Below are 23,469 nucleotides of genomic sequence, written 5' to 3'. Positions count from 1 at the left end.
TTAGTTAAACATTGTTGAAAACGCATGGAAACGGTAGAAATCAACCTCGAAGAGCAGTTTCAGGCCCGCATCGACGCGGACATCAGCATTGAGCCTAAGGACTGGATGCCCGATGCGTACCGCAAGACGCTGGTGCGGCAGATTTCCCAGCACGCCCACTCCGAGCTGGTGGGTATGCTGCCCGAAGGCAACTGGATCACCCGCGCCCCGTCGCTGAAGCGCAAGTCCATTCTGCTGTCGAAGGTGCAGGACGAAGCCGGACACGGCCTGTACCTGTACAGCGCCGCCGAAACCCTCGGCACCTCGCGCGACCAGATGCTGGCCGACCTGCACTCGGGCAAAGCCAAGTATTCCAGCATTTTCAACTACCCCACCCTGAGCTGGGCCGATATGGGTACGGTGGGCTGGCTGGTAGATGGCGCAGCCATTCTGAACCAGGTGCCGCTGTGCCGCACCTCCTACGGCCCCTATGCCCGCGCCATGGTGCGGGTGTGCAAGGAGGAAAGCTTCCACCAGCGCCAGGGCTTCGAGATTATGCAGACGCTGTGCGAAGGCGCGCCGGTGCAGAAGGAAATGGCCCAGGAAGCGCTGAACCGCTGGTGGTGGCCCACGCTGATGATGTTCGGCCCTGCCGACGCGGACTCGCCGAACACGGCCCAGAGCATGAACTGGCGCATCAAGCGCTTCACCAACGACGAGCTGCGCCAGAAATTCGTGGACATGATGGTGCCCCAGGCCGAGTTCCTGGGCCTGACCGTGCCCGACCCGGAGCTAAAGTGGAACGAGACCAAAAAAGGCTACGACTTCGGCGGCGTGAACTGGGAGGAATTCTGGAACGTGGTGAAGGGCAACGGCATGTGCAACAAGGACCGCCTCGGCGCCCGCGTGAAAGCCCACGAGGAAGGCGCCTGGGTGCGCGAAGCCGCCTCCGCCCACGCCCGGAAACGCGCCCGGAAAATGGCGACGCAGGCTGCATAGTGGCCTCACCCCTAGCCCCTCTCCTAGGGGAGAGGGGAACTAGCTTTTAGTTTTTTTTACTCTAAAAATCAGCTTTACCTAAAGCCCAAGCCAGCTCCTAGCTGCTAGAGCTAGTTCCACCTCTCCCTTCGGAGAGGGGGCTAGGGGGTGAGGCCACACCAGAATCATGACCCAATCCGAATGGCCGCTGTGGGAGGTTTTTATCCGCAGCAAGCAGGGCCTCGACCATAAGCACGTGGGCAGCCTGCACGCCGCCGACGCCACCATGGCCATCCAGAATGCCCGCGACGTGTATACCCGCCGCCAGGAAGGCATCAGCATCTGGGTGGTCGAGTCGACGCACGTGCACGCCTCCAACCCGGATGATGCCGAGGCGTTTTTCGACCCGGCCAACGACAAAGTGTACCGGCATCCCACGTTCTACGACGTGCCGGACTCCATCAAGCACATGTAGGTAAGCAGCTGCCTGCCCGTAGCAGTCAGCTGGCCGCTTTTTACTTTCGCCCTATGCAAGTTGCCCCTTCCGATACGTCGGCGCTGAATGCCTACCCGCCCGAGCTGCGGCAGCTCCTGTTTCAGTACGTGCTGCAACTGGCCGATACGAGCCTGATTCTGGGCCACCGGCTGTCGGAGTGGTGCGGGCACGGGCCGGTGCTGGAGCAGGATCTGGCCATGGCCAACATCGGACTGGATCTGCTGGGCGAAACCCGCAGCCTCTACCAGTACGCCGCCGAGCTGGAAGGCCAGGGCCGCACCGAGGACGACCTCGCGTTTCTGCGCATCGCCACCCAGTACCGCAACCCGCTGCTGGTGGAGCAGCCCAACGGCGACTTCGCCGACACCATCACCCGGCAGTTTCTGTTCGACAACTTCCACTACCACTGCCTGCTGCAGCTGCGCGCCAGCCCCGATGAGCGGCTGGCCGCCATTGCCGAAAAGGCCGTGAAGGAAGCCGCCTACCACCTGAAATGGAGCTCGGAGTGGATCATCCGCCTCGGCGACGGCACGGAGGAAAGCCGCCAGCGTCTCGACAAAGCCCTGGCCAGCCTCTGGCGCTATTCCGGTGAGCTGACCACGCCCACAGCCACCGAAAAAGCCCTGCAGGCCACCGGCCTCATTCCCGATTACGCCGCACTGCTGCCGAAAATGGAGGCGCACCTGGCGCACGTTTTTGAGGAAGCTACGCTGCCCGTTCCGCAGGGCGCGTTTATGATGACCGGCGGCAAGGAAGGCCGGCACACCGAGCACCTGGGCTACATCCTGGCCGAGCTGCAGTACATGCAGCGCACGTATCCGGGCCTGACATGGTAGCCGCGGCGCCCACCGAAGAACGCGTCTGGCAGCTGCTGGAAGAGGTGTCGGACCCCGAGGTGCCCGTGCTCAGCATTCTGGATCTGGGCATCGTGCGCAGCGTGCGGGTGGAAGGCGAGCAGGTGACGGTCAGCATTACGCCGACGTACTCGGGCTGCCCGGCCATGAACACCATTGCCACCGACATCCGGCTGCGGCTGCTGGCCGAGGGCATCACCCGGCTCACCATTCACAACCAGCTCAGCCCCGCCTGGACCACCGACTGGATGAGCCGGGCGGGCCGCGATAAGCTGGAAGCCTACGGCATCGCGCCGCCCGTGGATGGCACCGCGACGGGCCACATGCTCAACCTGTTCGGCAAGGACACCGCCGTGCGCTGCCCGCTCTGCAAATCAGCGCATACGCACCTGGTCAGCCAGTTTGGCTCCACGGCCTGCAAAGCCCACTACCAGTGCGACGACTGTAAGGAGCCCTTCGACTACTTCAAGTGCCACGCCTGAGCTAATCCAGAACGTGTCATGCTAAGTCCTACACGTCATTCCGAGGAATCTCGCGTGCTCATGTATGATTAGTATTGGATTGGTAATCCAACGTCAGCACGCGAGATGCTTCGGCAAGCTCAGCATGACAAAAGCCCTTTTACCACTTCACTCTCTCACATGATCATCGGAATTATCGGCAGCGGCGCTATGGGCGCGGGCATTGCGCAGGTGGTGGCTACGGCCGGCCACACCGTGCGCCTGCTCGACCAGAACGCGCAAGCCCTGCAACGGGCCGGCAGCGCCATGCAAGCCAGCCTGACCAGGCTGGCGGAAAAGGGCAAGCTGACTACCGAGGCCGCCGCGGCCACGTTTGCCCGCCTGCACCTAACCCAGGATGTGACGACTTTCGGGGACTGTGAGCTGGTGCTGGAAGCCATTGTGGAAGATCTGGCGGTGAAGCAGCAGCTGTTCCGGGAAGTGGAAATGCTGGTTTCCGACACCTGTATTCTGGCCAGCAACACGTCCTCGCTGTCCATTGCCTCTATTGCGGCGGCCTGCCGGAAGCCGGAGCGGTTTATCGGCATTCACTTCTTCAACCCCGCGCCCATTATGCAGCTGGTGGAAGTCATTCCGGCGGTGCAGACCCGCGCCGGGCTGGCCGAGGAAGTGCGCGACTTAGTACAAAGCTGGGGTAAGCTGCCGGTGCTGACCAGGGACACCCCGGGCTTTATCGTGAACCGGGTGGCCCGCCCCTTTTACGGTGAGGCCATCCGCATTCTGGAAGAAGGAATTGCCGACCTGGCCACCATCGACTGGGCCATGACCGAGCTGGGTGGCTTCCGCATGGGCCCGTTTGCCTTGATGGATTTCATCGGCCACGACGTGAACTACCGGGTTACCGAGTCCGTCTTCGCCTCCTTCTTCTACGACCCGCGCTTCAAGCCCTCCTTCACCCAGAAGCGTCTGTTTGAGGCCGGCTACTACGGCCGCAAGTCGGGCCGGGGCTTCTACAGCTACGCCGCCGATGCTGTGCCGCCTGAGCCCAACCGCGACGAAACCCTGGGCCGCGCCGTGCTGCACCGCATTCTGGCCATGCTCATCAACGAGGCCGTGGACGCGCTGGCCCTGAACGTAGCCTCCCGCGAGGACCTGGAGCTGGCCATGACCAAGGGCGTGAATTACCCCAAGGGCCTGCTGGCCTGGGCCGACGAAATCGGGCCCGAAAACGTGCTCAAAACCCTCGACGACCTCTACGCCGAGTACCACGAGGACCGCTACCGCGCCAGCCCGCTGCTGCGCCGTATGGTGCGCCAGAATCAGCTTTTTCTCCAGCATGAGCCGGCCGCTGCCCCACGCTAACCACCCGGCCGAAGCGGTGAAGGAGCACATGCTGCGCCACGACGCTTTCACCCGCCTGCTGGGGCTGGAAATCGACGAGGTGGGCCCCGGCTACTGCCGCCTGCACTTTCGGGTGCGGCCCGACATGCTCAACGGATTTGGCAACCTGCACGGCGGCGTCACCTATTCCGCCGCCGACTCGGCCTTCGGCTTTGCCTGCAACAGCCACGGCCGCTTCAGCGTGGGCCTGAGCGTGACGATGGACTACCTCGAAGCCGGCCAGCTCCACGACCTCATCACCGTGGAAGCCCGGGAAGAGAGCCTGAAGCATAAAATCGGCGTGTACCAGCTGCGCGTCACCAATCAGCACGGCACGGTGCTGGCCCTGTTCAAGGGCACGGCCTACCGCACCGGCACCGACATTCTGAGCATCCCAACCCTATAACCAACAACCTAACCACCCCTGTGAAACAAGCCTATTTAGTTGACGGTATCCGCACCCCCATCGGCAGCTTCGGCGGCACCCTGGCCACCGTCCGGCCCGACGATATGGCGGCCCTGGTTATTCGGGAGCTGCTCCGGCGCAACCCCAGCGCCGACCCGGCCGCCATTGCCGACGTGCTACTGGGCTGCGCCAACCAGGCCGGCGAGGACAACCGCAACGTGGCCCGCATGGCTTTGCTGCTGGCCGGCCTGCCCGCCTCGGTGCCCGGCGAAACCGTGAACCGCCTCTGCGCCTCGGGCCTCTCGGCCGGCATAGCCGCCGCCCGCGCCATTCAGAGCGGCGACGGCGACCTGTTCGTGGCCGGCGGGGTGGAAAATATGACCCGGGGCCCGCTGGTGATTTCCAAGGCCAGCACCGCCTTCGGCCGCGACGCGCAGATGTACGATTCCAGCTTCGGCTGGCGCTTCATCAACCCTCGCATGGAGGAGCTCTACGGCACCGACGCCATGGGCGAAACCGCCGAAAACCTGGCTGAGCGCGACACCATCGGCCGCGCCGACCAGGACCAGTTTGCCCTGGCCTCCCAGCAGAAAGCCGCCGCCGCCCGGCAGCGGGGCCGGTTTGCCGAAGAAATCGTGGCCGTCAGCATTGCCCAGCGCAAGGGCGAGCCGCTGGTATTCGACCAGGACGAGTTCATCAAGGCCGACACCACGCTCGAAGGGCTGGGCAAGCTGCGGCCATCCTTCCGCAAAACCGGCACCGTGACGGCCGGCAACGCCTCGGGCCTGAACGACGGCGCGGCGGCCCTGCTGCTGGCGTCCGAAGACGGGCTGAAACAGCACAACCTCACCCCCAAAGCCCGCATCGTCTCGATGGGCGTGGCGGGCGTGGAGCCGCGCATCATGGGCATCGGTCCGGTGCCGGCCTCCCAGCAGGCGCTGAAAAAGGCCGGCCTGACGCTGGACCAGATGGATATCATCGAGCTCAACGAAGCCTTTGCCGCCCAGAGCCTGGCCTGCATCCGCGCCTTTGGCCTTTCGGACAACGACCCGCGCCTGAACCCCAACGGCGGCGCCATTGCCCTGGGCCACCCGCTGGGCATGAGCGGTGCCCGCCTGCTCAATACCGCCGCGCTGGAGCTGCACCAGCAGCAGAAGCGCTACGCTTTGGTCACGATGTGCATCGGCGTCGGGCAGGGCTACGCGGCCATTATCGAGCGGGTGTAGCCTCCCCCCCTAGCCCCCTCTCCTTGGGGAGAGGGGGAACTAGCTTTAGCTTTTAGTCTCAAAATTTCCCACCAATCATAATCCTCTCTTCACCGACCAAAACCTAGCGCTAGGTTTTCTAGAGCTAGTCCCCCCTCTCCCTTAGGAGAGGGGGCTAGGGGGTGAGGCGTACGCTCGCACTATGACCACCCTCGAAAACTACACCCTCGGCCGCTGGACGCCCGGCGCTTCCGCCCCCCAGGAATTGCTTGATGCCAGCACCGGCGAAGTCATTGCCCTGGCCAATACCGAGGGCTTCGACTACGCAGCCATCTTCACCTACGCCCGGAGCGTGGGCAACCCGGCCCTGCGCAAAATGACTTTCCACGAGCGGGGCCGCATGCTCAAGGCGCTGGCGATGCACCTGATGGAGAGAAAGGAGCAGTTCTACGCGCTCAGCTACCGCTCCGGCGCCACCCGCGCCGACTCCTGGGTCGACATCGAGGGCGGCATCGGCAACCTGTTTGCCAACGCCTCGCTGCGCCGCAAGTTTCCCGACAAGCCGTTCTACGTGGAGGGCGAGCCGGTAGGGCTGTCGAAGGGCGGCACCTTCATGGCCCAGCACCTGATGGTGCCCCGGGAGGGCGTGGCCGTGCACATCAACGCTTACAACTTCCCGGTGTGGGGCATGCTGGAGAAAATTGCGGTGAACCTGCTGGCCGGCATGCCCGCCGTGGTGAAGCCCGCCGTACCTTCAGCTTACCTCACCGAAGCCGTGGTGCGCGAAATCATTGCCTCCGGCATTCTGCCCGCGGGCGCTTTGCAGCTGGTCGTCGGCTCGGGCCAGGGAATCCTGGACCACGTCACCTACCAGGATGTGGTGACTTTTACCGGCTCGGCCACCACCGGCCGCAAGCTGCGGGCCCATCCGCGCATCATCGAGGAAGCCGTGCCCTTTACCATGGAGGCCGACTCACTGAACGCCGCCGTGCTGGGCCTGGACGCCCGGCCGGGCACGCCGGAGTTTGACCTGTTCGTGAAAGAAGTGCGCAAGGAGATGACCGGTAAGTGCGGACAGAAATGCACCGCCATCCGCCGCATCATCGTGCCCGAAAACCTGGTGGAAGACGTGCAGATTGCCTTGGGTAAACTGCTCGGGCAAACCACCGTGGGCCACCCGCTGGCCGAGGGGGTGCGCATGGGCGCGCTGGCCGGGCGCGAGCAGGCCGCGCAGCTGCGCGAGCGAATCAGGCTGCTGGCCAAAAACACGCCCATCGTGTACGGCGACCTGGACGGCGGCGTGGACGTGCTGGGCCAGGACCGCGGCGCCCACTTCGACAAGGGCGCGTTCATCTCCCCCATCCTGCTGCTCAACTCCGAGCCCTTCCGCCACCTCGACTCCCACGAGGTAGAAGCATTTGGCCCCGTAGCCACGCTGATGCCCTACAAGGATACCGACGAGGCCATCCGGCTGGTGAACCTGGGCAAAGGCTCCCTGGTGTGCTCCCTGGCCACCAACGACCCGCGCACGGCCCAGGACTTCGTGCTGGGTGCCGCTACCCACCACGGCCGCATCCTGATCATCAACGAGGAAATGGCCAAGGAAAGCACCGGCCACGGCTCCCCCCTGCCCCTGCTGATTCACGGCGGACCCGGCCGGGCCGGCGGCGGCCAGGAAATGGGCGGGATGCGCGGCGTGGAGCACTTCATGCAGCGCGTGGCGCTCCAGGGCTCGCCGAGCATGATTACGGCCATCACCGAAGTGTACCAGCCCAAGGCGAAGCAGATCGAAAAGGACAAGCACCCGTTTCAGCACTACTTCGAGGAGCTCGAAATCGGACAGACCTACGTCACCCACAAGCACACCGTTACGGAAGCCGATATCAGCAGCTTCGCCCAGGTGTCGGGCGACAATTTCTACGCCCACGTGGATGAGACTTCCCTGGCAGGCACGCTCTTTACCGGCCGCGTGGCCCACGGCTACTACATCCTGAGCAAGGCCGCCGGCATGTTCGTGGACCCGCGCAAGGGGCCGGTTTTGCTCAACTACGGCCTCGACGAGTGCCGCTTCACCAAGCCCGTGTATCCCGGCACCACCATCGGCGTGACGCTGACGGTGAAGGAGAAAATCGGCCAGGAAAAGCGCGACGCGGAAGATGTCGCCAAGGGCATCGTGCGCTGGTACGTGGAAATTACTGACCAAACCCAGGAAACCGTGGCCGTGGCTACGATTCTGACGATGGTCAGGAAGAAAAATCAGGAGTAGATTTCTCGCAGAGGTCCGCAGAGGGATGCGCGGAGGTTTAAAAGAGTCCTCTCCATACCTCTGCGCATCCCTCTGCGGACCTCTGCGAGAAAATAATATCACCCCAAAATATGACCACCAACACCCTCACCGCCGGCCAGGTAACGGCCGCCACCGATGCCCGCGGCATCACCACGGTTTCCTTTTTCCACCCCTCCCACAACTCCCTGCCCGGCGCGCTGCTCACCCAGCTGGCCAATACCATCACCCAGGCCGGCCAGGACGAAGCCACCAAAGTCATTATCCTGCGCAGTGAGGGCGAAAAAACCTTCTGCGCCGGCGCCAGCTTCGACGAGCTGATGGCCATCCGGGACGAAGCCCAGGGGCTGGATTTTTTCTCCGGCTTCGCCAAAGTCATCAACGCCTGCCGCACCTGCCCGAAGGTCATCGTCGGGCGCGTGCAGGGCAAGGCCATCGGCGGCGGCGTGGGCGTGGCCGCCGCTACCGACTACTGCTTTGCCACGGCCCAGGCGGCGGTGAAGCTCAGCGAGCTGGTGGTCGGCATCGGGCCATTCGTGGTGGGGCCGGTGGTGGAGCTGAAGATCGGCAAAGCGGCCTACGCCCAGCTGGCGCTGGACGCGGCGGAGTTTCGCAGCGCGGCCTGGGCCCAGGAAAAAGGCCTTTACGCCACCGTGGTAGAAACCCTGGAAGCCCTGGATGCTGCCGTCGATGCCTTTGCCGCCCGGCTGGCCGCCTACAACCCGGCCGCGCTGACCGATCTGAAGCGCGTCATCTGGGCGGGCACCGAAAACTGGGATACCCTGCTCGTGGAACGGGCCGCCATCAGCGGGCGGCTGGTGCTATCGGACTTCACCCGGCAGGCCATTCAGCAGTTTAAAAGCCGGTAGGCAGCTATACATTACTCAAACAGGCCTTTGCAAGGCTACTGCCTAAAAAGGAAGAACCGCTTTACAGATTTGTAAAGCGGTTCTTCAGTGGGCCCAACCAGTGAATTATCGAACTATTGGCGTCAGGATTTGGAAGCTGTTGCAGCCTTTCGCCGCCAGGTTGAGCTGGGCTCAACTTCTACCGATCAGCAGCAGGACCTCGCCTCATGAAGACGACCTCCTCGCCCACCTCGGCCCAGGCAGCGCGCAAATCCCGCGCCCTGACTGTTCCCGCTGAAGTATTAGCGCTACGTAAGTGAGCAGCGAATAAGGCCAGGCTAGCCCGAAGTGGACGGCAAATGGCAACTTTCAGTCCTACTCAGTCATGGCCTTGCACAAAACTGGCTGGCAGTGCGTAGCTTTAGTAGCTGCTGTTACGCACTCGGTTTCTTGTTTCTCATTGCTGGTTTCTTGTTAGCCGTTTTTGGGACCCAAATTCAACGAGAAACAAGAAACCAGCAACGAGAAACAAGCTGAAACCCAAGGGCTCAAAATGGCCTGCGTAACAGCAGTTAGTAAGATCGGCTGGTAGCGCTTTTTCGGCAGTAGCTGTTCAGCAGGCTCGTTTATTCCGTTTACATGAGAGCGGTGGGCTGCACTTTGTGTTCCGAGTTCTCGCTTATCCGCCGGCCCACTCAACTGTCCTACTATGCGCGCAGACCTATCGCATCTTACTGATACTTGTTCTCTGCCAATCTTCACGCCTGACCTGGTAGCTGGCGTCAGTTGCCGCAACCCAGCCGAACGGATACGACCGGCTGCTGGCTGGCTGCTGCTGCTGCTGCTGCTGCTGCTATTGCTACTGGGTGGCGCCGCTCCGACGGCCCTGGCGCAAGGGACGCCGCCCCCGGAATGCGCGGCCGATGAGAAGTTTGCCAACACCTGGTACTTCGGCTTTAAGGCGGGGCTGGACTTCAACCAAGCCTCTGCCGACTCTCTTCCGAAGGTGCTCACTGATGGGGCGATGGATGCCCCCGCCGGCTCGGGGGTAATGTCGGATAGGGATGGTAAAATTCTCTTTTACAGCAATGGCGAAACTATTTGGAACGGCGACGGCACCGTGATGACCAACGGCACCGGGCTGGCGGGCAACCGCTTCACCACCGACGGCCCTCTGCCCCTCAAGATGCCGGGCATACCTTTGCCAGGCCAACCGACGCGCTACCTGCTCTTCACCCTCAATAGCACCGTGGGCCTGAGCTACTCGGAAATAGATATTCCCGCGGGTGGGGGGCCGGGTACCGTGATAGCCGCTACCAAAAACACGCCCCTGGCCCGCGGCACGGCGGAGAAGCTAACGGGCGTATTTCATAAGAATGGCTGCGATATCTGGGTTATCACCCACGGCTGGGGCGATGCCAAGACCGGCAATGACAACCGGGGCGATGCCTTTCTGGCCTACCGCGTAACGCTGGCCGGCGTACAGCCTACTCCCGTTCCTTCAGTCATCGGTAGCCTGCACGCGCCGAGCGTGGCGGCCCTGGGCTACAAAGGCCAGCTGAAGGTAACCCCTGACGGCCAGCGGCTGGCCCTGGCCCGCTACAGCGAAGCGGTGGGCGACAGCAGCAGCACCGTCGAGCTGTTTGGGTTTGATACCGGCACGGGCCAGGTGAGCGCCAACCCGCAGGTTCCGTACATCGTGGACCGTGGCGAAGGGAAATACTATGGGGTGGAGTTTTCGCCCGGCAGCTACCTCTACGCCACGGTGCGCAACCTGCCCAAGCTGCTGCAATTCGATATCAGTGGCACCGGACCGGTTACCAGGCAGGACATTCCGCTCAGGCAGAAGACTCCCGCCGACCTGGGCTCGATGCAGGCCGCGCCCGATGGCAAGATTTACGTGGCCCGCGACAACCAGCCCGCGCTGGGCTTCATTGCCTACCCCGACTCGCTGGGGGCCAGGGCCCGCTACGCCGACGACAGCCTGCAGCTGGGCGGCCGCCTGAGTGGCTTGGGCCTCGTCAATTTCAACCAAAGCTCCTTGCTGCGCGTGGGGCCTGGGTTTCAGATAACGGGTTGTCGGCAAATTACTTTTACAGCCCCGCCCATTGACTTTGACGGGAAAACCTACGCCTGGAATTTTGGCGACGGTGCCACCTCAACCGAGGAGAATCCCGTTCACACGTACGCTACGCCCGGCGACTACACCGTGACACTACGCATCACGACCGCCTGCTTTTGCCGCGAAAGCTCGGGCTCTATTCGAGTGCCGGCTCTGCCTGAGCCCGGTAGCATTGCCGCCCCTCAGGTAGTGTGCGCCGGAACAGCGCCAGCCGCTCTGACCAGCAGTACTGGAGCTTCCAGCGACGCCGGCTTGCCGCTCGTGTACCAGTGGGAATCGTCAACGGATAATACCACTTTCACGGCTATCAGTGGGGCCACCGGTGCCAGCTACACGCCCCCAAGTTCGCTACCGGTTGGCACGACCTATTTCCGTCGGCGCGCTCAGTTGCTGCTGCCCGACCAATCAGGTCCTTACTGTGATTCCCGCTCCACCACCTCGGTAGCCATCACCGTTCTGCCGGCCCTGGCGGCCGGTGGCATTGCCGCCGACCAAACCGTGTGCGCCGGCAGCGCCGTTGCCCCGCTGACCAGCACTGCCCCGGCTACGGGCGGCACCGGCACGTTTGCGTACCAGTGGGAATCGTCAGCGGATAATGGCACCACCTGGCTACCCGTTTCCGGCGCTACGGGCGAAACGCTTACGCCCGGCCCGCTGACGGCCACCACGCTTTTCCGTCGCCAGGTGCGTTCCGGCGCCTGCGCCACCCCGCCCTCCAACGTGGTGACCATAACGGTGGTGCCGGCCCTGACGGCCGGGAGCATTGCCGCCAGCCAAACCCTCTGCGCGGGCGCTCCTGCCGCTTTGCTCACCAGCGAAACCGTGGCCACGGGCGGCACGGGCACCATCGACTACCAGTGGGAATCATCCGCTGACAACGTAGCCTGGGCGCCCATTGCCGGCGCCACCGGCCCGACGTACGCGCCGGGCCAGCTGACGACTACCAGCTATTTCCGCCGCCGGGCAACTTCGGGCAGCGCCTGCGCCCCCGCCTTTTCCAACGTTGTCACTATCACCGTCCTGCCGGCGCTGACGGCCGGCAGTATTGCTGCCAACCAGACGCTGTGCCCCGGTGCCACGCCGGCGCCCCTTACCAGCACGGCCGGGGCCGGCGGCGGCACGGGCGCGTTTGCGTATCAGTGGGAAGTTTCGCCAAATAATGCCAACTGGACGGCCATTGCCGGCGCCACGGGCGCCGACTACGCGCCCGGCCCGCTCACGGCCACCACATACTACCGCCGCCAGGTAAGTTCGGGGGCTTGCGGGCCGGTGTATTCGCCTTCCGTCGTTTTGACGGTGCTCCCGGCATTGAGCGCGGGAAGCATTGCGGCCGACCAAACCGTGTGTGCGGGCGCTACCCCCACCCCGCTCACCAGCACGGTTGGCCCCAGCGGCGGCACGGGCACGTTTGCGTATCAGTGGGAATCCTCGGCAGATAATTCGACCTGGACGCCTATTGCCGGCGCCACGGGCGTCGACTTTGCCCCTGGTCCGCTCACGGCCACTACCTACTTCCGCCGCCAGGTGCGCTCTGGTGCCTGCGGGCCGGAATATTCAGTTTCCGTCACCATCAGTGTTCTTCCGGTGTTAACGGCCGGGAGCATTGCCGCCGACCAGACCGTGTGCCCTGGCGCCACTCCGGCCCCGCTTACCAGCTCGGCGGGAGCTAATGGGGCAACGGGCACATTTGCCTACCAATGGGAATCTTCAACAGATAACGCAACCTGGGCTACCATAGCTGGCGCCACAGGGGCAACTTTCGGGCCCGGTCCGCTAGCGGCCACCACCTACTTCCGGCGGCAGGTGACTGCGGGAGCCTGCGGGCCATTCTCGTCCAATGTCGTCACCATCACCGTCCTGCCGGCGCTGACGGCCGGCAGTATTGCCGCCAACCAGACGCTGTGCCCCGGCGCCACGCCGGCGCCCCTTACCAGCACGGCCGGGGCCGGCGGCGGCACCGGCAGCTACAGCTACCAGTGGGATTCGTCGCCGAATAATACCACTTGGACGGCCATTGCTGGTGCTACGGGCGCCAACTATGCGCCCGGCCCGCTCACGGCCACCACGTACTACCGCCGCCGAGTGACGTCAGGGGCCTGCGGAACAGAGGTTTCACCTGCCGTGACTCTGACGGTGCTGCCCGCCCTGACGGCCGGCAGCGTTGCGGCCGACCAGGACATCTGCGCGGGCTCCGCGCCGGCTCCGCTCAGCGGCGGCGGGGCCAGCGGCGGCACGGGCACGTTTGCCTACCAGTGGGAGTCGTCGGCAGATAATTCGACCTGGACCGCCATAGCGGGCGCTACCAACCCCACTTTCGCGCCCGGGTCACTGACGGCTACCACCTATTTCCGGCGCCGGGTAACGTCGGGCACGGGCAGCTGCGCAACGGAGGTATCGAACGTAGTGACGGTACGGGTGCAGCCCGCCGTGACGCCCACAGTGAGTCTGGCGGCCCCGCCGGTGCAGTGCCCCGGCACGCCGCTTACCTTCACGGCCGTGGCTACGAACGTGGGGGCGGCACCTACTTTTCAATGGTTCGTCAACAATGTGGGCGTAGCCAGTGGGCCCACGTTCAGCAGCAGCACGCTGGCTTCGGGCGACCTAGTACGGGTGGAGGTGACGCCCACGGCGGGGCTGTGCAGCGCAGGCCCGGCCACGGCCATCGTCACGGTGACGCGCACGCCCACGCCGCTGCCCACGCTCGCCATTGCCGTACAGCCGGGCGGGGCAGTATGCCTGGGGGCACCGCTGACGTTCAGCCTGGCCTCGGTGACCGGGGCCGGCCCGGCCCCCGACTACCAGTGGCAGGTCAATGGCGGCGACGTGGCGGGGGCCACGGGCCCGGTTTTCACCAGCACGACGCTGCGCGAGGGCCAGACCGTGACGTTGCGCCTGCGCGCGACCAACGGGTGCGGGCAGCCCGTGACGGCCGTTTCCAATGGCGTGGCCGTGCGTATTCAGCCGCCCGTTGACGTGGATGCCGGCCCCGATAAGGAAATTCTGGCCGGCACCTCCGTGATGCTGGAAGGCCGCGCCGATGGCACCTACCCCGTGACGTGGACGCCGACAGTGGGGCCGCCCTTCCCGGGCAATAACCAGCTGCGGCCCGTGGTTTCGCCGACCGTTACTACCACCTACACCCTCTCGGCCGGGGCCGACGGCTGCGCTGACTCCGACCAGATGACCGTGACGGTGCGCCCGCCCATTCGCATTCCCAACGCCTTCACCCCCAACGGCGACGGCAACGACGACACCTGGCAGATTGAGTTCATCGAGCAATTCCCGGATAATACCGTGAGCGTGTTCAACCGCTGGGGTAACCGGGTCTTCTCGGCCACAAACTACAGCCGGGCCAATGAGTGGCGCGGCGACATCAACGGCCAGCCCGCCCCGGTCGGCACGTACTATTACGTGGTCGTCACGAAGGGCCCGCTGGGCAGGTCTTATAGTGGGTCGATTACGCTTCTGTATTAACCAAACGCGCGGCTACGCTGGTGGCAGCCGGGCCGCTTTCTTCCGCAACCGCCCCCAAGGCCCATACTGCCATGAAAACAGCTCTGACCTTACTGCTGCCGCTGCTACTGGCCACCGCGCCGGCCCTTGCTCAGCAGCAGGCGCAATACAGCCAGTACATGAACAACAACTACATCCTCAACCCCGGCGCAACGGGCGTGGAGGACTACATCGACGCCAAGTTCAGCTACCGCACCCAGTGGGTGGGCCTGGAAGGGGCGCCCAAAACCTACTACGCCAGCATCAGCTCCTCGCTGGGCAAGTGGCGCAGCACCAGCAAGCGTACCCTACGCGACCGGCGCCGGCCGTTTCACGCGCTGGGGGCAATCGTGTACAACGACGTGACCGGGCCCACCAGCCGGGCCGGCGCCTACGTTTCCTACGCCTACAACCTGGTCCTGAGGCCCAACCTCCGGGCGGCGCTGGGCGTGTCGGCGGGTATGCAGCAGTTTGCCGTCGATGGGCAGCAGTTACAATTCTTCGACCGCACGACCCGCGCGGGCAGCGCCGCCTCGCGGGTGCTTGATGGGTCGGTGGGCTTGTGGGTGTACAGCTCCGATTTCTACGTCGGGGTATCCAGTGCGCAGCTGCTGGCCAATGAGCTCAACTTTTCCTATGGGCCCAACTCGCTGGATGCGGGCGCGGGCAACTTCCTCAGGCGGCACTACTTCGCCACGGCCGGGGTGCGGGTGCCGCTCAGCAACGACTGGTCGCTGGTGCCGTCGGTGCTGGTCAAGGCCGTCAACCCGGCCCCGGTCTCGGTCGACCTCAACGCCAAGCTCAAGTACCAGGACCTGCTCTGGGCCGGCGTATCCTGGCGCGCCGCCGACTCATTTGTGGCGCTGGTGGGCTTCAGCTACGAGCAGTTCACGCTGGGCTATTCCTACGACGCCGGTTTCTCGGAGCTGGCCGGCTACAACGGCGGCAGCCACGAGGTGCTGCTGGGTTTGCGGCTCAAGAAAAAAGCCCAGACAGTGTGCACCAACAGGTTCTGGTAGGGTCTGCCCCGATATACTCGTCCGCTGTGGGGTGAGGTGCAGCTCACTTGCCCATTGGGTGGAAAAAAGCCGATTTGCATACCCGTCAAAAACTCCAGAACATGATCCATCCAAACGGCCTTGCCTTCGCACCTGAAATCGGGCTCTATCGAACCGGCAGGGTTAACATTATTTTCGACACAAGCACTTCACTTTCAACTACTAATAGCAATAAAAAAACCGGACCTAACACCGCAAAAGGTGCCAAGTCCGGTTTGGTGGGCCCAACTGGAATCGAACCAGTGACCTGCTGATTATGAGTCAGCTGCTCTAACCAATTGAGCTATAGGCCCCGCTCAAAACCGGCCCGGGGGTTGGTTTCGGCAGCGCAAACTTCGAAGTTTGCGGCCGTATTTCCAATTGTTAAATCATGGTGGCGCGTGGACGAACGTATCGACCAGGCTCTGAACAGCATTCTTCAACGCTATGTCTGGTAAAAAGCCTAACCTGCTCTTCGACTTCGGGGGCGTCCTAATCAACATCGATTACCAGCGCACGGTAGAGGCCATGCGCCGGCTCAGCCGGGCGGGTAGCGCCATTGAATTCACCCAGCAAAGTCAATCCGCGCTATTCGACCTGATGGAAACCGGCCGCCTCACGCCACCGGAGTTTCGGGCGGAACTGCGTCGCCACTACCAATTGGAAGCCTCGGACGAAGCGCTGGACGAAGCCTGGAACGCTATGCTGCTCGACGTGCCCGCCGAGCGCCTGGCTTACGTGGCCGAGCTGCGCGCCCAGGGCCACCAGACCGCCCTGCTCAGCAATACCAACCAGATTCACATCGAAGAAATAAACCGGCGGCTGCACACCCAGTACGGCTTCCGCCACGGCATTGCCGACTGCCTCGACCGGGTGTTCTACTCCCAGGAAGTGGGCCTGCGCAAGCCCGGCCCCGAAATCTTTGCCTATGCCCTGCGCGAAATGAACTGGCAGGCGGCGGAAACTCTTTTCATCGAGGACAGTTTTCAGCATATCGAAACGGCCCGCCGCCTGGGACTGCCCACGCTGTTTCTGGCCCCGCCCCTCACCCTCACCGCCGCCCTTCCCGCCGCTATCCGTGCCTTCCCCGCTTCCATCACCTGATACTGACGCGACGGCTACCGACCCGGTAACGCCCGAAATGCTGGGCTTTACCCAATACGAAAAACCCGAGCCCCCGCGCTGGCGCACCTACGCGCTGCATCTGCTGCTGTTTCTGCTGACGCTCGCCACCACCACGCTGGCGGGGGCAGAGTGGATAACGGGCCGAGTATTCTTTGATCAGGGCTTTAAGCTTACCGGCTGGTTCACTCAAACTGAAATCCTGAATGGGTTGTGGTTTTCGCTGCCCTTTCTGGGGGTGCTGACGGTGCACGAGTTCGGGCATTTCTTTGCCGCCCGCCACTACCGGGTGCGGGCTACCCTGCCGTATTACATTCCATTCTTCACCGGCTTCTTCAATACCATTGGCACGTTCGGGGCGGTTATCCGCATCAAGGACCGGATATTCTCCCGCAAGGAGTTCTTTGATATCGGGCTGGCCGGGCCGCTGGCGGGGTTTCTGGTGGCGGTGCCGGTCCTCATCTACGGCTTCACCCATCTGCCCGATCCGCTGGAATACGTGTTCCGCATCCACCCCGAGTACCGCATCTACGGGGCCGACTACGCCCGCTACGTGTACCGGGCCGGGGAAGGCATGACGCTGGGTAAGCCGCTGCTTTACCGCCTGCTCGAAGCCACCTTTGCCGACCCCGCCCGCCTGCCCCACCCCAACGAGCTGATGCACTACCCGGTGCTGCTGGCCGGGGCGCTGGCCCTGTTCTTCACGGCCCTCAACCTGCTGCCCATCGGCCAGCTCGACGGCGGCCACATTCTGTACGGGCTGCTGGGTTTCCGGCGGTTCAACCGGCTGTCGTTGGGGCTGTTTATCGGGTTCATCTTCTACGCCGGGCTGGGGCTATTCAGTCTGCAAAGCTCCGCCGATACCTGGTTGTACTGGGGCGCGCCCTACCTGCTGTACCTGGTGCTGGTATTTCGCAAAGCCCTGCCCACGCCGCGCCGGGGCCTGATGCTGGCCCTGGGCGTATTCGCGGCCCAGCTGGCGGTGGCCCAGGCCGTACCGGCTATTGCGGGCAACCCGGGCTGGCTGGTATTCGGACTGCTGCTGGGCCGGGTGACGGGTATTTTCCATCCTCCGGCCCCGGATGAGCGGCCCCTGAATGCCGGCCGCCAGGTGCTGGGCTGGCTGATGCTGGTGATTTTCGTGCTGTGCTTCTCCCCCTCGCCGTTCGGGTAGGCCTCACCCCCGGGTGGCCTCACCCCCGGCCCGCAAATGCTTTAGGCGCATTATCCCAAGGAGAGGGGAGCCTGATGGCGCTAACGGACAAAAGCCAACCGCTTCGCAGCGGTTGGCTTTTGTGTTTGTAGCAGCAGCAGCAGTTAAGCTGCCTAGAGCAGTTTCAGCTGTAATGAATAGAATTAAAAATTAAAACACTGATTAACAAGTTTTTAATTTTTAATTCTTCATTTTTAATTCATTTGAAAACTGTACACCAACTTGAAAACCGCTGTAATGGCGGGGTCGGAGGCGTGAGCCGACGACTCCGCGCCGCCGTGGCTCCCCTCTCCTTAGGATAATGCGCCTAAAGCATTTGCGGGCTGGGGGTGAGGCCACCCGGGGGTGAGGCCTCTAACGGCCTTCCAGCGCGGCTACGCCGGGCAGCTCCTTGCCTTCCATGTACTCCAGCAGTGCGCCGCCGCCGGTGCTGATATAGGAAACCTGGTCGGCAAAGCCCATCTGCGTCACGGCCGCGGCCGAGTCGCCGCCGCCGATGAGGCTGAAGGCGCCGTCGGCGGTGGCTTCGGCAATGGCGCGGGCCACGAACTCGGTGCCGACCGAGAAGTTGCTCATCTCAAACACGCCCATCGGACCGTTCCAAAGGATGGTTTTTGACTTGCGGATGATGTCGGCGAAGATTTCGCGCGACTCGGGGCCGATGTCGAGGCCCATCCAGCCGGCGGGAATGTGGTGATTGGGGGCTACGTCGATGTCGGCATCGTTGGCGAATCTGTTGGCGATGATGGAGTCGCCGGGCAGCACGAGCTGTACGCCTTTGGCCTTGGCTTTGGCCAGCAGGCTGGTCGCCAGCTCCACTTTATCGGCTTCGAGCAGGGAGTTGCCAATGCTGCCGCCCTCGGCCACGGCGAAGGTGTAGGACATGCCGCCGCCGATAATCAGGTAATCGACCTTGTCGAGCAGCTGCTCGATGAGCTGAATCTTATCCGAAATCTTGGCCCCGCCCATGATGGCGGTGAAGGGGCGCTCGGCGTTTTCGAGTACGCGCTTGGCGTTGTCCAGCTCGCTGGCCATCAGGTAGCCGCCCACCCGGTTTTCGGGGGTAAAATATTGCGCCATGACGGCCGTGGAGGCGTGCCGGCGGTGGGCCGCGCCGAAAGCGTCGTTCACGTACACGTCGCCGAGCTTACTGAGCTTCTCGGCGAAAGCGGGGTCGCCTTTTTCTTCCTCGCCGTGGAAGCGCAGGTTGTCGAGCAGCAGGATTTCGCCGGGCTGCAGGCTGGCGGCCAGCTGAGCGGCCTCGTCCCCAATCACATCATCAGCAAACTTCACTTCCGTGCCATACTCCTGCTGCAGGCGGGCCACGATGTTGCGCAGGGAGTTCTTTTTGTCGGGGCCGCCCTTGGGCCGGCCCAGGTGCGAGAGCAGCACCACCGAGCCGCCATCGGCCAGGATTTTTTTGATAGTCGGCGTGGCCATGCGGATGCGCGTGTCGTCGGTGATGCGCAGGTCGGCATCGAGGGGCACGTTGAAGTCGACGCGCACCACGGCGCGCTTGCCGGCGAAGTTGAACTGATCCAGAGTTTTCATGGGAGGAAAGGAAGTTGATAAGGCGTATACGGCTTCGGGCCGCGTAGTTCGGCAGATTTGCGGTGCCAAGCAAGGTTAGACTTCTTCACTGTTCTATCATCCTGAGCCTGCGAAGGACCTTCCTCCGGGGAAAGCAGAAGTCGTTTTCGATGAGCGAAGCCTTTTTTCGTTGTGAACGGAAAAGGCCCCGCTCATTGAAATGAGGTTTGCAGTAGCCCTGAGGCAGGTCCTTCGCAAGCTCAGGATGACAGACGGGCGCAGTTGCCGCCGTTCTGTTTTACCCCGTACCTTTGCCTCAGTTATGAAAATAGGCATCTTCTTCGGCGGCCCGTCGCGTGAGCGGGAAATCTCTTTCGCGGGCGGCCGCACCGTGTACGACAACCTGGATAAGGGCCTGTTTGAGGCCGTGCCCATCTTCGTCGATAGCCGGGGCAACTTCATTCTGCTCGACTGGCACTACATCTACAAGGGCACCATCCGCGACTTTTACCCGCCCGTATCAGCCCTTCCCGACTCCGAGCACAAAATGCAGGTGTACCTGGAAAGCCTGGGCGAGCTGAGCCCGGCCGAGCAGGACCGGATTATCGGCGCCGTGGGCCGGCGCGTGCTGCCCCACGAGCTGACCGAGCTGATGGACTTCGCCTTCCTGGCCCTGCACGGCCCGGGCGGCGAAGACGGAGCCATTCAGGGCCTGCTCGAATGGTACGGCCTGCCCTACTCCGGCTCGGGCATTCTGCCTTCGGCATTCGGCATCGACAAAATCGCGCAGAAGAAATTGCTCAAGGCGCTGGGCCAGCCCACGCCCGACTTCCGCGTTATCACGGCGGAAGAGTGGGACACCACCGACCGCGCCGCCCTGCTCGGCTACCTCACCCGGGAGCTGGGCCTGCCGCTCGTGTTCAAAGCGCCGCGCCAGGGCTCCAGCATCGGCATCAGCATCCTGCGCGACCCCACGCCCGAGCAGTTTGCCACGGCCGTAGACCGCAGCCTGTTCCGCAAAACCGTCGCCCGCGACGACTGGAACCGCCTGGGCGAGCAGGACAAGATTGCCTGGGTGCAGCAGCTGACCGATATCCGCGAAGGCATTGGCCTGCCCGTTTTGGTTCAGTTGCCAGTTGCCAGTTACCAGTTGCCAGTTGGAGATGAGGATCCGGCAACCGGCAACTGGCAACCGGCAACTCACAACGGGCAGCTCATCTACCACCCGGAGGCCTTGCTGAAGGCGCTGGATCTGGCGTTTGAAACGGCCGAAAGCGTGCGGCTGACCAATGTGGACGGCGAGGCCCAGGTGCTGGTGGAGTCGTTTGTGGCGGGACGGGAGTTCAGCTGCATTGTGGTGGAAGACCCCGAGGGCAACCCGCTGGCGCTGCCGCCGACGGAGATTGTGAAGGGCGAGGAAATGTTCGACTACCGCTCGAAGTACCTGCCCGGTCTGGCCCGCAAAATCACGCCCATCGACCTGCCCGAAGCCGAAATCCAGCGCATCCGCGAGGCCTGCGAGGAGATGTTCCGCATCTTCGGCTTCCAGGTCTACGCCCGCATCGACGGGTTTATCAGTTCCCGGTTGCCAGTTGCCGGTTCCCGGTTGCCAGTTGCCGGTTCCCGGTCTTTGGATGAACAAACCGGCAACTCGCAACCGGCAACGGGCAACTCAATCTTCCTCAACGACCCGAACACTACCTCGGGCATGCTGCCGGCTTCGTTCTTCTTCCACCAGGCCGCCGAAATCGGGCTGAATCCGTCCCAGTTCCTCACTTACCTGATTCGCACGTCGCTGGCGGCGCGGCGGCGCGGCGGCCTGAAGCCGGTGAAGCTGGGCGGACTATTGCAGCAGCTGGATGCGGCCGTCGCCTCGCGGCAGCAGCAGGAGCAGCAGCGCATCAAAGTGGCCGTGATTATGGGCGGCTACTCGTCGGAGCGCCACATTTCGGTGGAAAGCGGCCGCAATATCTACGAGAAGCTCAGCTCCAGCATCAAGTACGAGCCGGTACCGGTGTTCCTGACCGGCAACAGCCAGGAGTTCCGCCTCTACGTGCTGCCCATCAACGTGATGCTGAAGGACAACGCCGACGACATCCGGGAGAAAATTGAGCACGCCGAAGCCGGCCACGCCCTGCACCCGGTGCTGGCGCGCATCCGCCGCGAGGCCGGTGCCATTACCAGCACCTACGCCGGCCAGCCCCCGGCCCAGCCCCGCCGCCTGTCGTTTGCCGAGCTGGCCGGGGAAGTAGACGAAGTGTTTATTGCCCTGCACGGCCGCCCCGGCGAGGATGGCGCGCTGCAAAAGGAGCTGGAAAAGCTGGGCCTGCCCTACAACGGCTCGGGCGTGGAAAGCAGCAGCATCACCATCAACAAGTTCGAAACGAACCGCCGCCTGCGCGAAGCCGGCTTGCGCGTGGCCGAGCATCGCATGGCCAGCCGCCGGGAGTGGGCCGCCGACGCCGAAAGCTTCTACCGCAGCCTCGAAACGCAGTTTCCCTACCCCTTCATCGCCAAGCCCGCCGACGACGGCTGCTCCTCGGCGGTAAAGAAGATCAAGACCCGCGCCGAGCTCGAAGCCTTCAGCCAGCTCATCTTCCGCGACCAGGAAGATTTGCTGCCCGCGCCCGCCACCGTCCTGAGCCTGGGCTTCAAGGAGGAATTTCCGCAAAAGGAGGCCTTTCTCGTGGAAACCCTCATCAGCCGCGACGGGGCCCGGCACTTTCTCGAAGTCACCGGCGGCCTGCTTACGCACTGGCAGACTGATGGGACGCTGACCATCGAAGTGTTTGAGGCATCGGAGGCCCTGGCGACGGGTGAAGTACTTAGCCTGGAGGAGAAATTCCTGGCCGGCGAAGGCCAGAACATTACCCCGGCCCGCTACGCCCCCGAGGCCGCCGAGCGCCAGCGCATCTCCGACGAGGTGAAAGCGGAGCTGCAGCGCGTAGCCGAGGTGCTCAACATTCAGGGCTACGCCCGCATCGACGCCTTCGTGCGGGTGCGCGGAGAAGCCGAAGCTGGCGGGGCCGTGGAAGTCATCATCATCGAGGTGAACTCCCTGCCCGGCATGACGCCCGCCACCTGCATCTTCCACCAGACGGCCCTCAGCGGCTACACGCCCTACGACTTCATCGACCAGATTCTGGAGTTTGGCAAGGCACGGAACGAGAAGCTGATGGCCCAGGGCTAAAGCCTCTCTGAACATCTATCTTTCCCGTCCGATTCCAGCTCCTACCTCCCAGTTCCTACCTCCTTCCCTTCATGTCCTTTCTTAAATCTGACACCCCCGTTGATCTGCTCAAACATCTGCTGGTCATCGCGGCCATTGGGGCAGCGCTGCTGGGGGGCTTCTTCTTCGTGTATCTGCCCATGACCACCAACCACGGCGAAACCATCGTGGTGCCCAAGGTGACCGGCATGCAGCAGGCGGCGCTGGAAGACTACCTCGACGAGCGGAACCTGCGCTTTTTCGTTGACGACAGCAGCTACAACCCCAGCATCCGGCCCGGTACGGTACTCACCCAGGACCCCGCCCCCGGTGAGCGGGTGAAGGAAGACCGCAAGATTTACGTGTCGGTGAGCATGAAGAACCCGCCCGTCATCAAGATGCCTAAGCTGATTGATGGCTCGGTAAAAAACGCGCAGATGATCCTGAAAAGCTACGACCTGGTGGTCGGTGAAATCAAGCTGGTGCCCGATCTGGCCCAGAACGCGGTGCTCAAGCAGCTGGTGGGCGGCCGGGAAATAGCGGCCGGAGCTCCCATTGCTAAAGGCACCCGCGTCGATCTGGTCGTCGGCGACGGCCAGGGCAACCAGGAATTCCCGGTGCCCAACGTGGTGAATATGCCCCAGGATGAAGCCGCCACGCTGCTGGTGGGTCAGGGTCTGCAGGTAGGCGAAATTTTTTACCAGACCGCGGAGGAAGGCCAGGCCGACGGCTCCGTAGTGAAGCAGCGCCCGGTGGCCGCGCCCGGCGCTACCATTCGCATGGGCCAGCTCGTCGACCTCTGGATTGCGGGTCGGGCCCCGCTGGATGCCGTCGAATAAACGACTCTACTCCGA

16 protein-coding genes and 1 tRNA gene are annotated in these 23,469 nt (G+C 63.4%); 15 read left to right on the top strand and 2 right to left on the bottom strand.

What is annotated here, in order from left to right; translation table 11 throughout:
- The first annotated feature begins 24 nt into the window (after positions 1-24).
- The 11 genes from paaA to ABD833_RS00930 all read left to right on the top strand — a co-directional run bounded on the left by paaA (position 25) and on the right by ABD833_RS00930 (position 15,524).
- Positions 25-978 carry a 1,2-phenylacetyl-CoA epoxidase subunit PaaA gene (gene paaA, locus ABD833_RS00980; protein WP_345070360.1) on the top strand — a complete coding sequence of 318 codons (954 nt, stop codon included), beginning with the start codon at positions 25-27 and terminating at the stop codon, positions 976-978.
- A 166-nt stretch (positions 979-1,144) separates the two neighbouring features.
- Positions 1,145-1,432 carry a 1,2-phenylacetyl-CoA epoxidase subunit PaaB gene (gene paaB / locus ABD833_RS00975; protein ID WP_135497483.1) on the top strand — a complete coding sequence of 96 codons (288 nt, stop codon included), beginning with the start codon at positions 1,145-1,147 and terminating at the stop codon, positions 1,430-1,432.
- Positions 1,433-1,485: 53 nt separating this feature from the next.
- Positions 1,486-2,289, top strand: coding sequence for a 1,2-phenylacetyl-CoA epoxidase subunit PaaC (gene paaC / locus ABD833_RS00970; protein WP_345070359.1), 804 nt, complete (start codon positions 1,486-1,488; stop codon positions 2,287-2,289).
- Complete coding sequence (paaD, locus tag ABD833_RS00965; RefSeq protein WP_345070358.1) at positions 2,283-2,789, top strand: 1,2-phenylacetyl-CoA epoxidase subunit PaaD; 507 nt, start codon at positions 2,283-2,285, stop codon at positions 2,787-2,789. Before paaC ends, paaD begins: the two co-directional genes overlap by 7 nt.
- Before the next feature lie 159 nt (positions 2,790-2,948).
- Entirely contained in the window at positions 2,949-4,130 is a 1,182-nt protein-coding gene (locus tag ABD833_RS00960) for a 3-hydroxyacyl-CoA dehydrogenase NAD-binding domain-containing protein (RefSeq protein WP_345070357.1), read from the top strand.
- A complete protein-coding gene (locus ABD833_RS00955; RefSeq protein WP_345070356.1) occupies positions 4,105-4,554 on the top strand; it encodes a hotdog fold thioesterase in 450 nt (149 codons plus the stop codon). Before ABD833_RS00960 ends, ABD833_RS00955 begins: the two co-directional genes overlap by 26 nt.
- A 20-nt stretch (positions 4,555-4,574) precedes the next feature.
- Positions 4,575-5,780 carry a 3-oxoadipyl-CoA thiolase gene (gene pcaF, locus ABD833_RS00950; protein WP_345070355.1) on the top strand — a complete coding sequence of 402 codons (1,206 nt, stop codon included), beginning with the start codon at positions 4,575-4,577 and terminating at the stop codon, positions 5,778-5,780.
- 181 nt (positions 5,781-5,961) lie between these two features.
- The gene (gene paaZ / locus ABD833_RS00945) at positions 5,962-8,025 is read left to right on the top strand and encodes a phenylacetic acid degradation bifunctional protein PaaZ (protein WP_345070353.1); all 2,064 of its coding nucleotides are present in this window, start codon (positions 5,962-5,964) and stop codon (positions 8,023-8,025) included.
- A 110-nt stretch (positions 8,026-8,135) separates the two neighbouring features.
- Complete coding sequence (locus ABD833_RS00940; protein WP_345070351.1) at positions 8,136-8,912, top strand: enoyl-CoA hydratase/isomerase family protein; 777 nt, start codon at positions 8,136-8,138, stop codon at positions 8,910-8,912.
- Between the two features lie 688 nt (positions 8,913-9,600).
- Positions 9,601-14,487: a T9SS type B sorting domain-containing protein gene (locus ABD833_RS00935; protein WP_345070350.1), complete on the top strand. Its 4,887-nt coding sequence runs from the start codon at positions 9,601-9,603 to the stop codon at positions 14,485-14,487.
- Positions 14,488-14,558: 71 nt separating this feature from the next.
- On the top strand, positions 14,559-15,524 hold the full coding sequence (locus tag ABD833_RS00930) for a PorP/SprF family type IX secretion system membrane protein (RefSeq protein WP_345070349.1): 966 nt from the start codon (positions 14,559-14,561) through the stop codon (positions 15,522-15,524).
- A 255-nt stretch (positions 15,525-15,779) separates the two neighbouring features.
- Here the strand turns inward: ABD833_RS00930 and ABD833_RS00925 are convergent.
- Positions 15,780-15,856: transfer RNA gene (locus tag ABD833_RS00925), tRNA-Ile, on the bottom strand.
- A 133-nt stretch (positions 15,857-15,989) separates the two neighbouring features.
- Between ABD833_RS00925 and ABD833_RS00920 the strand changes: the two genes are divergently transcribed.
- A complete protein-coding gene (locus ABD833_RS00920) occupies positions 15,990-16,646 on the top strand; it encodes an HAD family hydrolase (protein WP_345070348.1) in 657 nt (218 codons plus the stop codon).
- A complete protein-coding gene (locus tag ABD833_RS00915; RefSeq protein WP_345070347.1) occupies positions 16,621-17,838 on the top strand; it encodes a site-2 protease family protein in 1,218 nt (405 codons plus the stop codon). Before ABD833_RS00920 ends, ABD833_RS00915 begins: the two co-directional genes overlap by 26 nt.
- A gap of 393 nt (positions 17,839-18,231) precedes the next feature.
- Here the strand turns inward: ABD833_RS00915 and ABD833_RS00910 are convergent, their stop codons facing one another.
- Positions 18,232-19,428 (bottom strand): phosphoglycerate kinase, encoded by a 1,197-nt coding sequence (locus tag ABD833_RS00910; RefSeq protein WP_345070346.1) that lies wholly within the window; start codon positions 19,426-19,428, stop codon positions 18,232-18,234.
- Between the two features lie 301 nt (positions 19,429-19,729).
- Here ABD833_RS00910 and ABD833_RS00905 point away from each other — a divergent pair, with 301 nt between their 5' ends.
- Both ABD833_RS00905 and ABD833_RS00900 read left to right on the top strand, forming a co-directional pair.
- Entirely contained in the window at positions 19,730-22,597 is a 2,868-nt protein-coding gene (locus ABD833_RS00905; protein ID WP_345070344.1) for a D-alanine--D-alanine ligase family protein, read from the top strand.
- A gap of 71 nt (positions 22,598-22,668) precedes the next feature.
- A complete protein-coding gene (locus tag ABD833_RS00900) occupies positions 22,669-23,454 on the top strand; it encodes a PASTA domain-containing protein (protein WP_345070343.1) in 786 nt (261 codons plus the stop codon).
- The last annotated feature ends 15 nt before the right edge of the window (positions 23,455-23,469 follow it).

Source organism: Hymenobacter fastidiosus, from assembly GCF_039539565.1.
Taxonomy (GTDB): Bacteria; Bacteroidota; Bacteroidia; order Cytophagales; family Hymenobacteraceae; genus Hymenobacter; species Hymenobacter fastidiosus.
Note: the sequence above shows the minus strand (reverse complement) of the source record. Positions and strands in the feature narration are given on the sequence as shown.

Coding starts and splice junctions, on each gene's coding strand:
- ABD833_RS00935 (WP_345070350.1), top strand. CDS start 9,601: ATGCGCGCAGACCTATCGCATCTTACTGATACTTGTTCTCTGCCAATC.
- paaZ (WP_345070353.1), top strand. CDS start 5,962: ATGACCACCCTCGAAAACTACACCCTCGGCCGCTGGACGCCCGGCGCT.
- ABD833_RS00955 (WP_345070356.1), top strand. CDS start 4,105: ATGAGCCGGCCGCTGCCCCACGCTAACCACCCGGCCGAAGCGGTGAAG.
- paaA (WP_345070360.1), top strand. CDS start 25: ATGGAAACGGTAGAAATCAACCTCGAAGAGCAGTTTCAGGCCCGCATC.
- ABD833_RS00960 (WP_345070357.1), top strand. CDS start 2,949: ATGATCATCGGAATTATCGGCAGCGGCGCTATGGGCGCGGGCATTGCG.
- paaB (WP_135497483.1), top strand. CDS start 1,145: ATGACCCAATCCGAATGGCCGCTGTGGGAGGTTTTTATCCGCAGCAAG.
- ABD833_RS00905 (WP_345070344.1), top strand. CDS start 19,730: ATGAAAATAGGCATCTTCTTCGGCGGCCCGTCGCGTGAGCGGGAAATC.
- paaC (WP_345070359.1), top strand. CDS start 1,486: ATGCAAGTTGCCCCTTCCGATACGTCGGCGCTGAATGCCTACCCGCCC.
- ABD833_RS00900 (WP_345070343.1), top strand. CDS start 22,669: ATGTCCTTTCTTAAATCTGACACCCCCGTTGATCTGCTCAAACATCTG.
- ABD833_RS00910 (WP_345070346.1), bottom strand. CDS start 19,428: ATGAAAACTCTGGATCAGTTCAACTTCGCCGGCAAGCGCGCCGTGGTG.
- paaD (WP_345070358.1), top strand. CDS start 2,283: ATGGTAGCCGCGGCGCCCACCGAAGAACGCGTCTGGCAGCTGCTGGAA.
- ABD833_RS00930 (WP_345070349.1), top strand. CDS start 14,559: ATGAAAACAGCTCTGACCTTACTGCTGCCGCTGCTACTGGCCACCGCG.
- ABD833_RS00940 (WP_345070351.1), top strand. CDS start 8,136: ATGACCACCAACACCCTCACCGCCGGCCAGGTAACGGCCGCCACCGAT.
- ABD833_RS00920 (WP_345070348.1), top strand. CDS start 15,990: ATGTCTGGTAAAAAGCCTAACCTGCTCTTCGACTTCGGGGGCGTCCTA.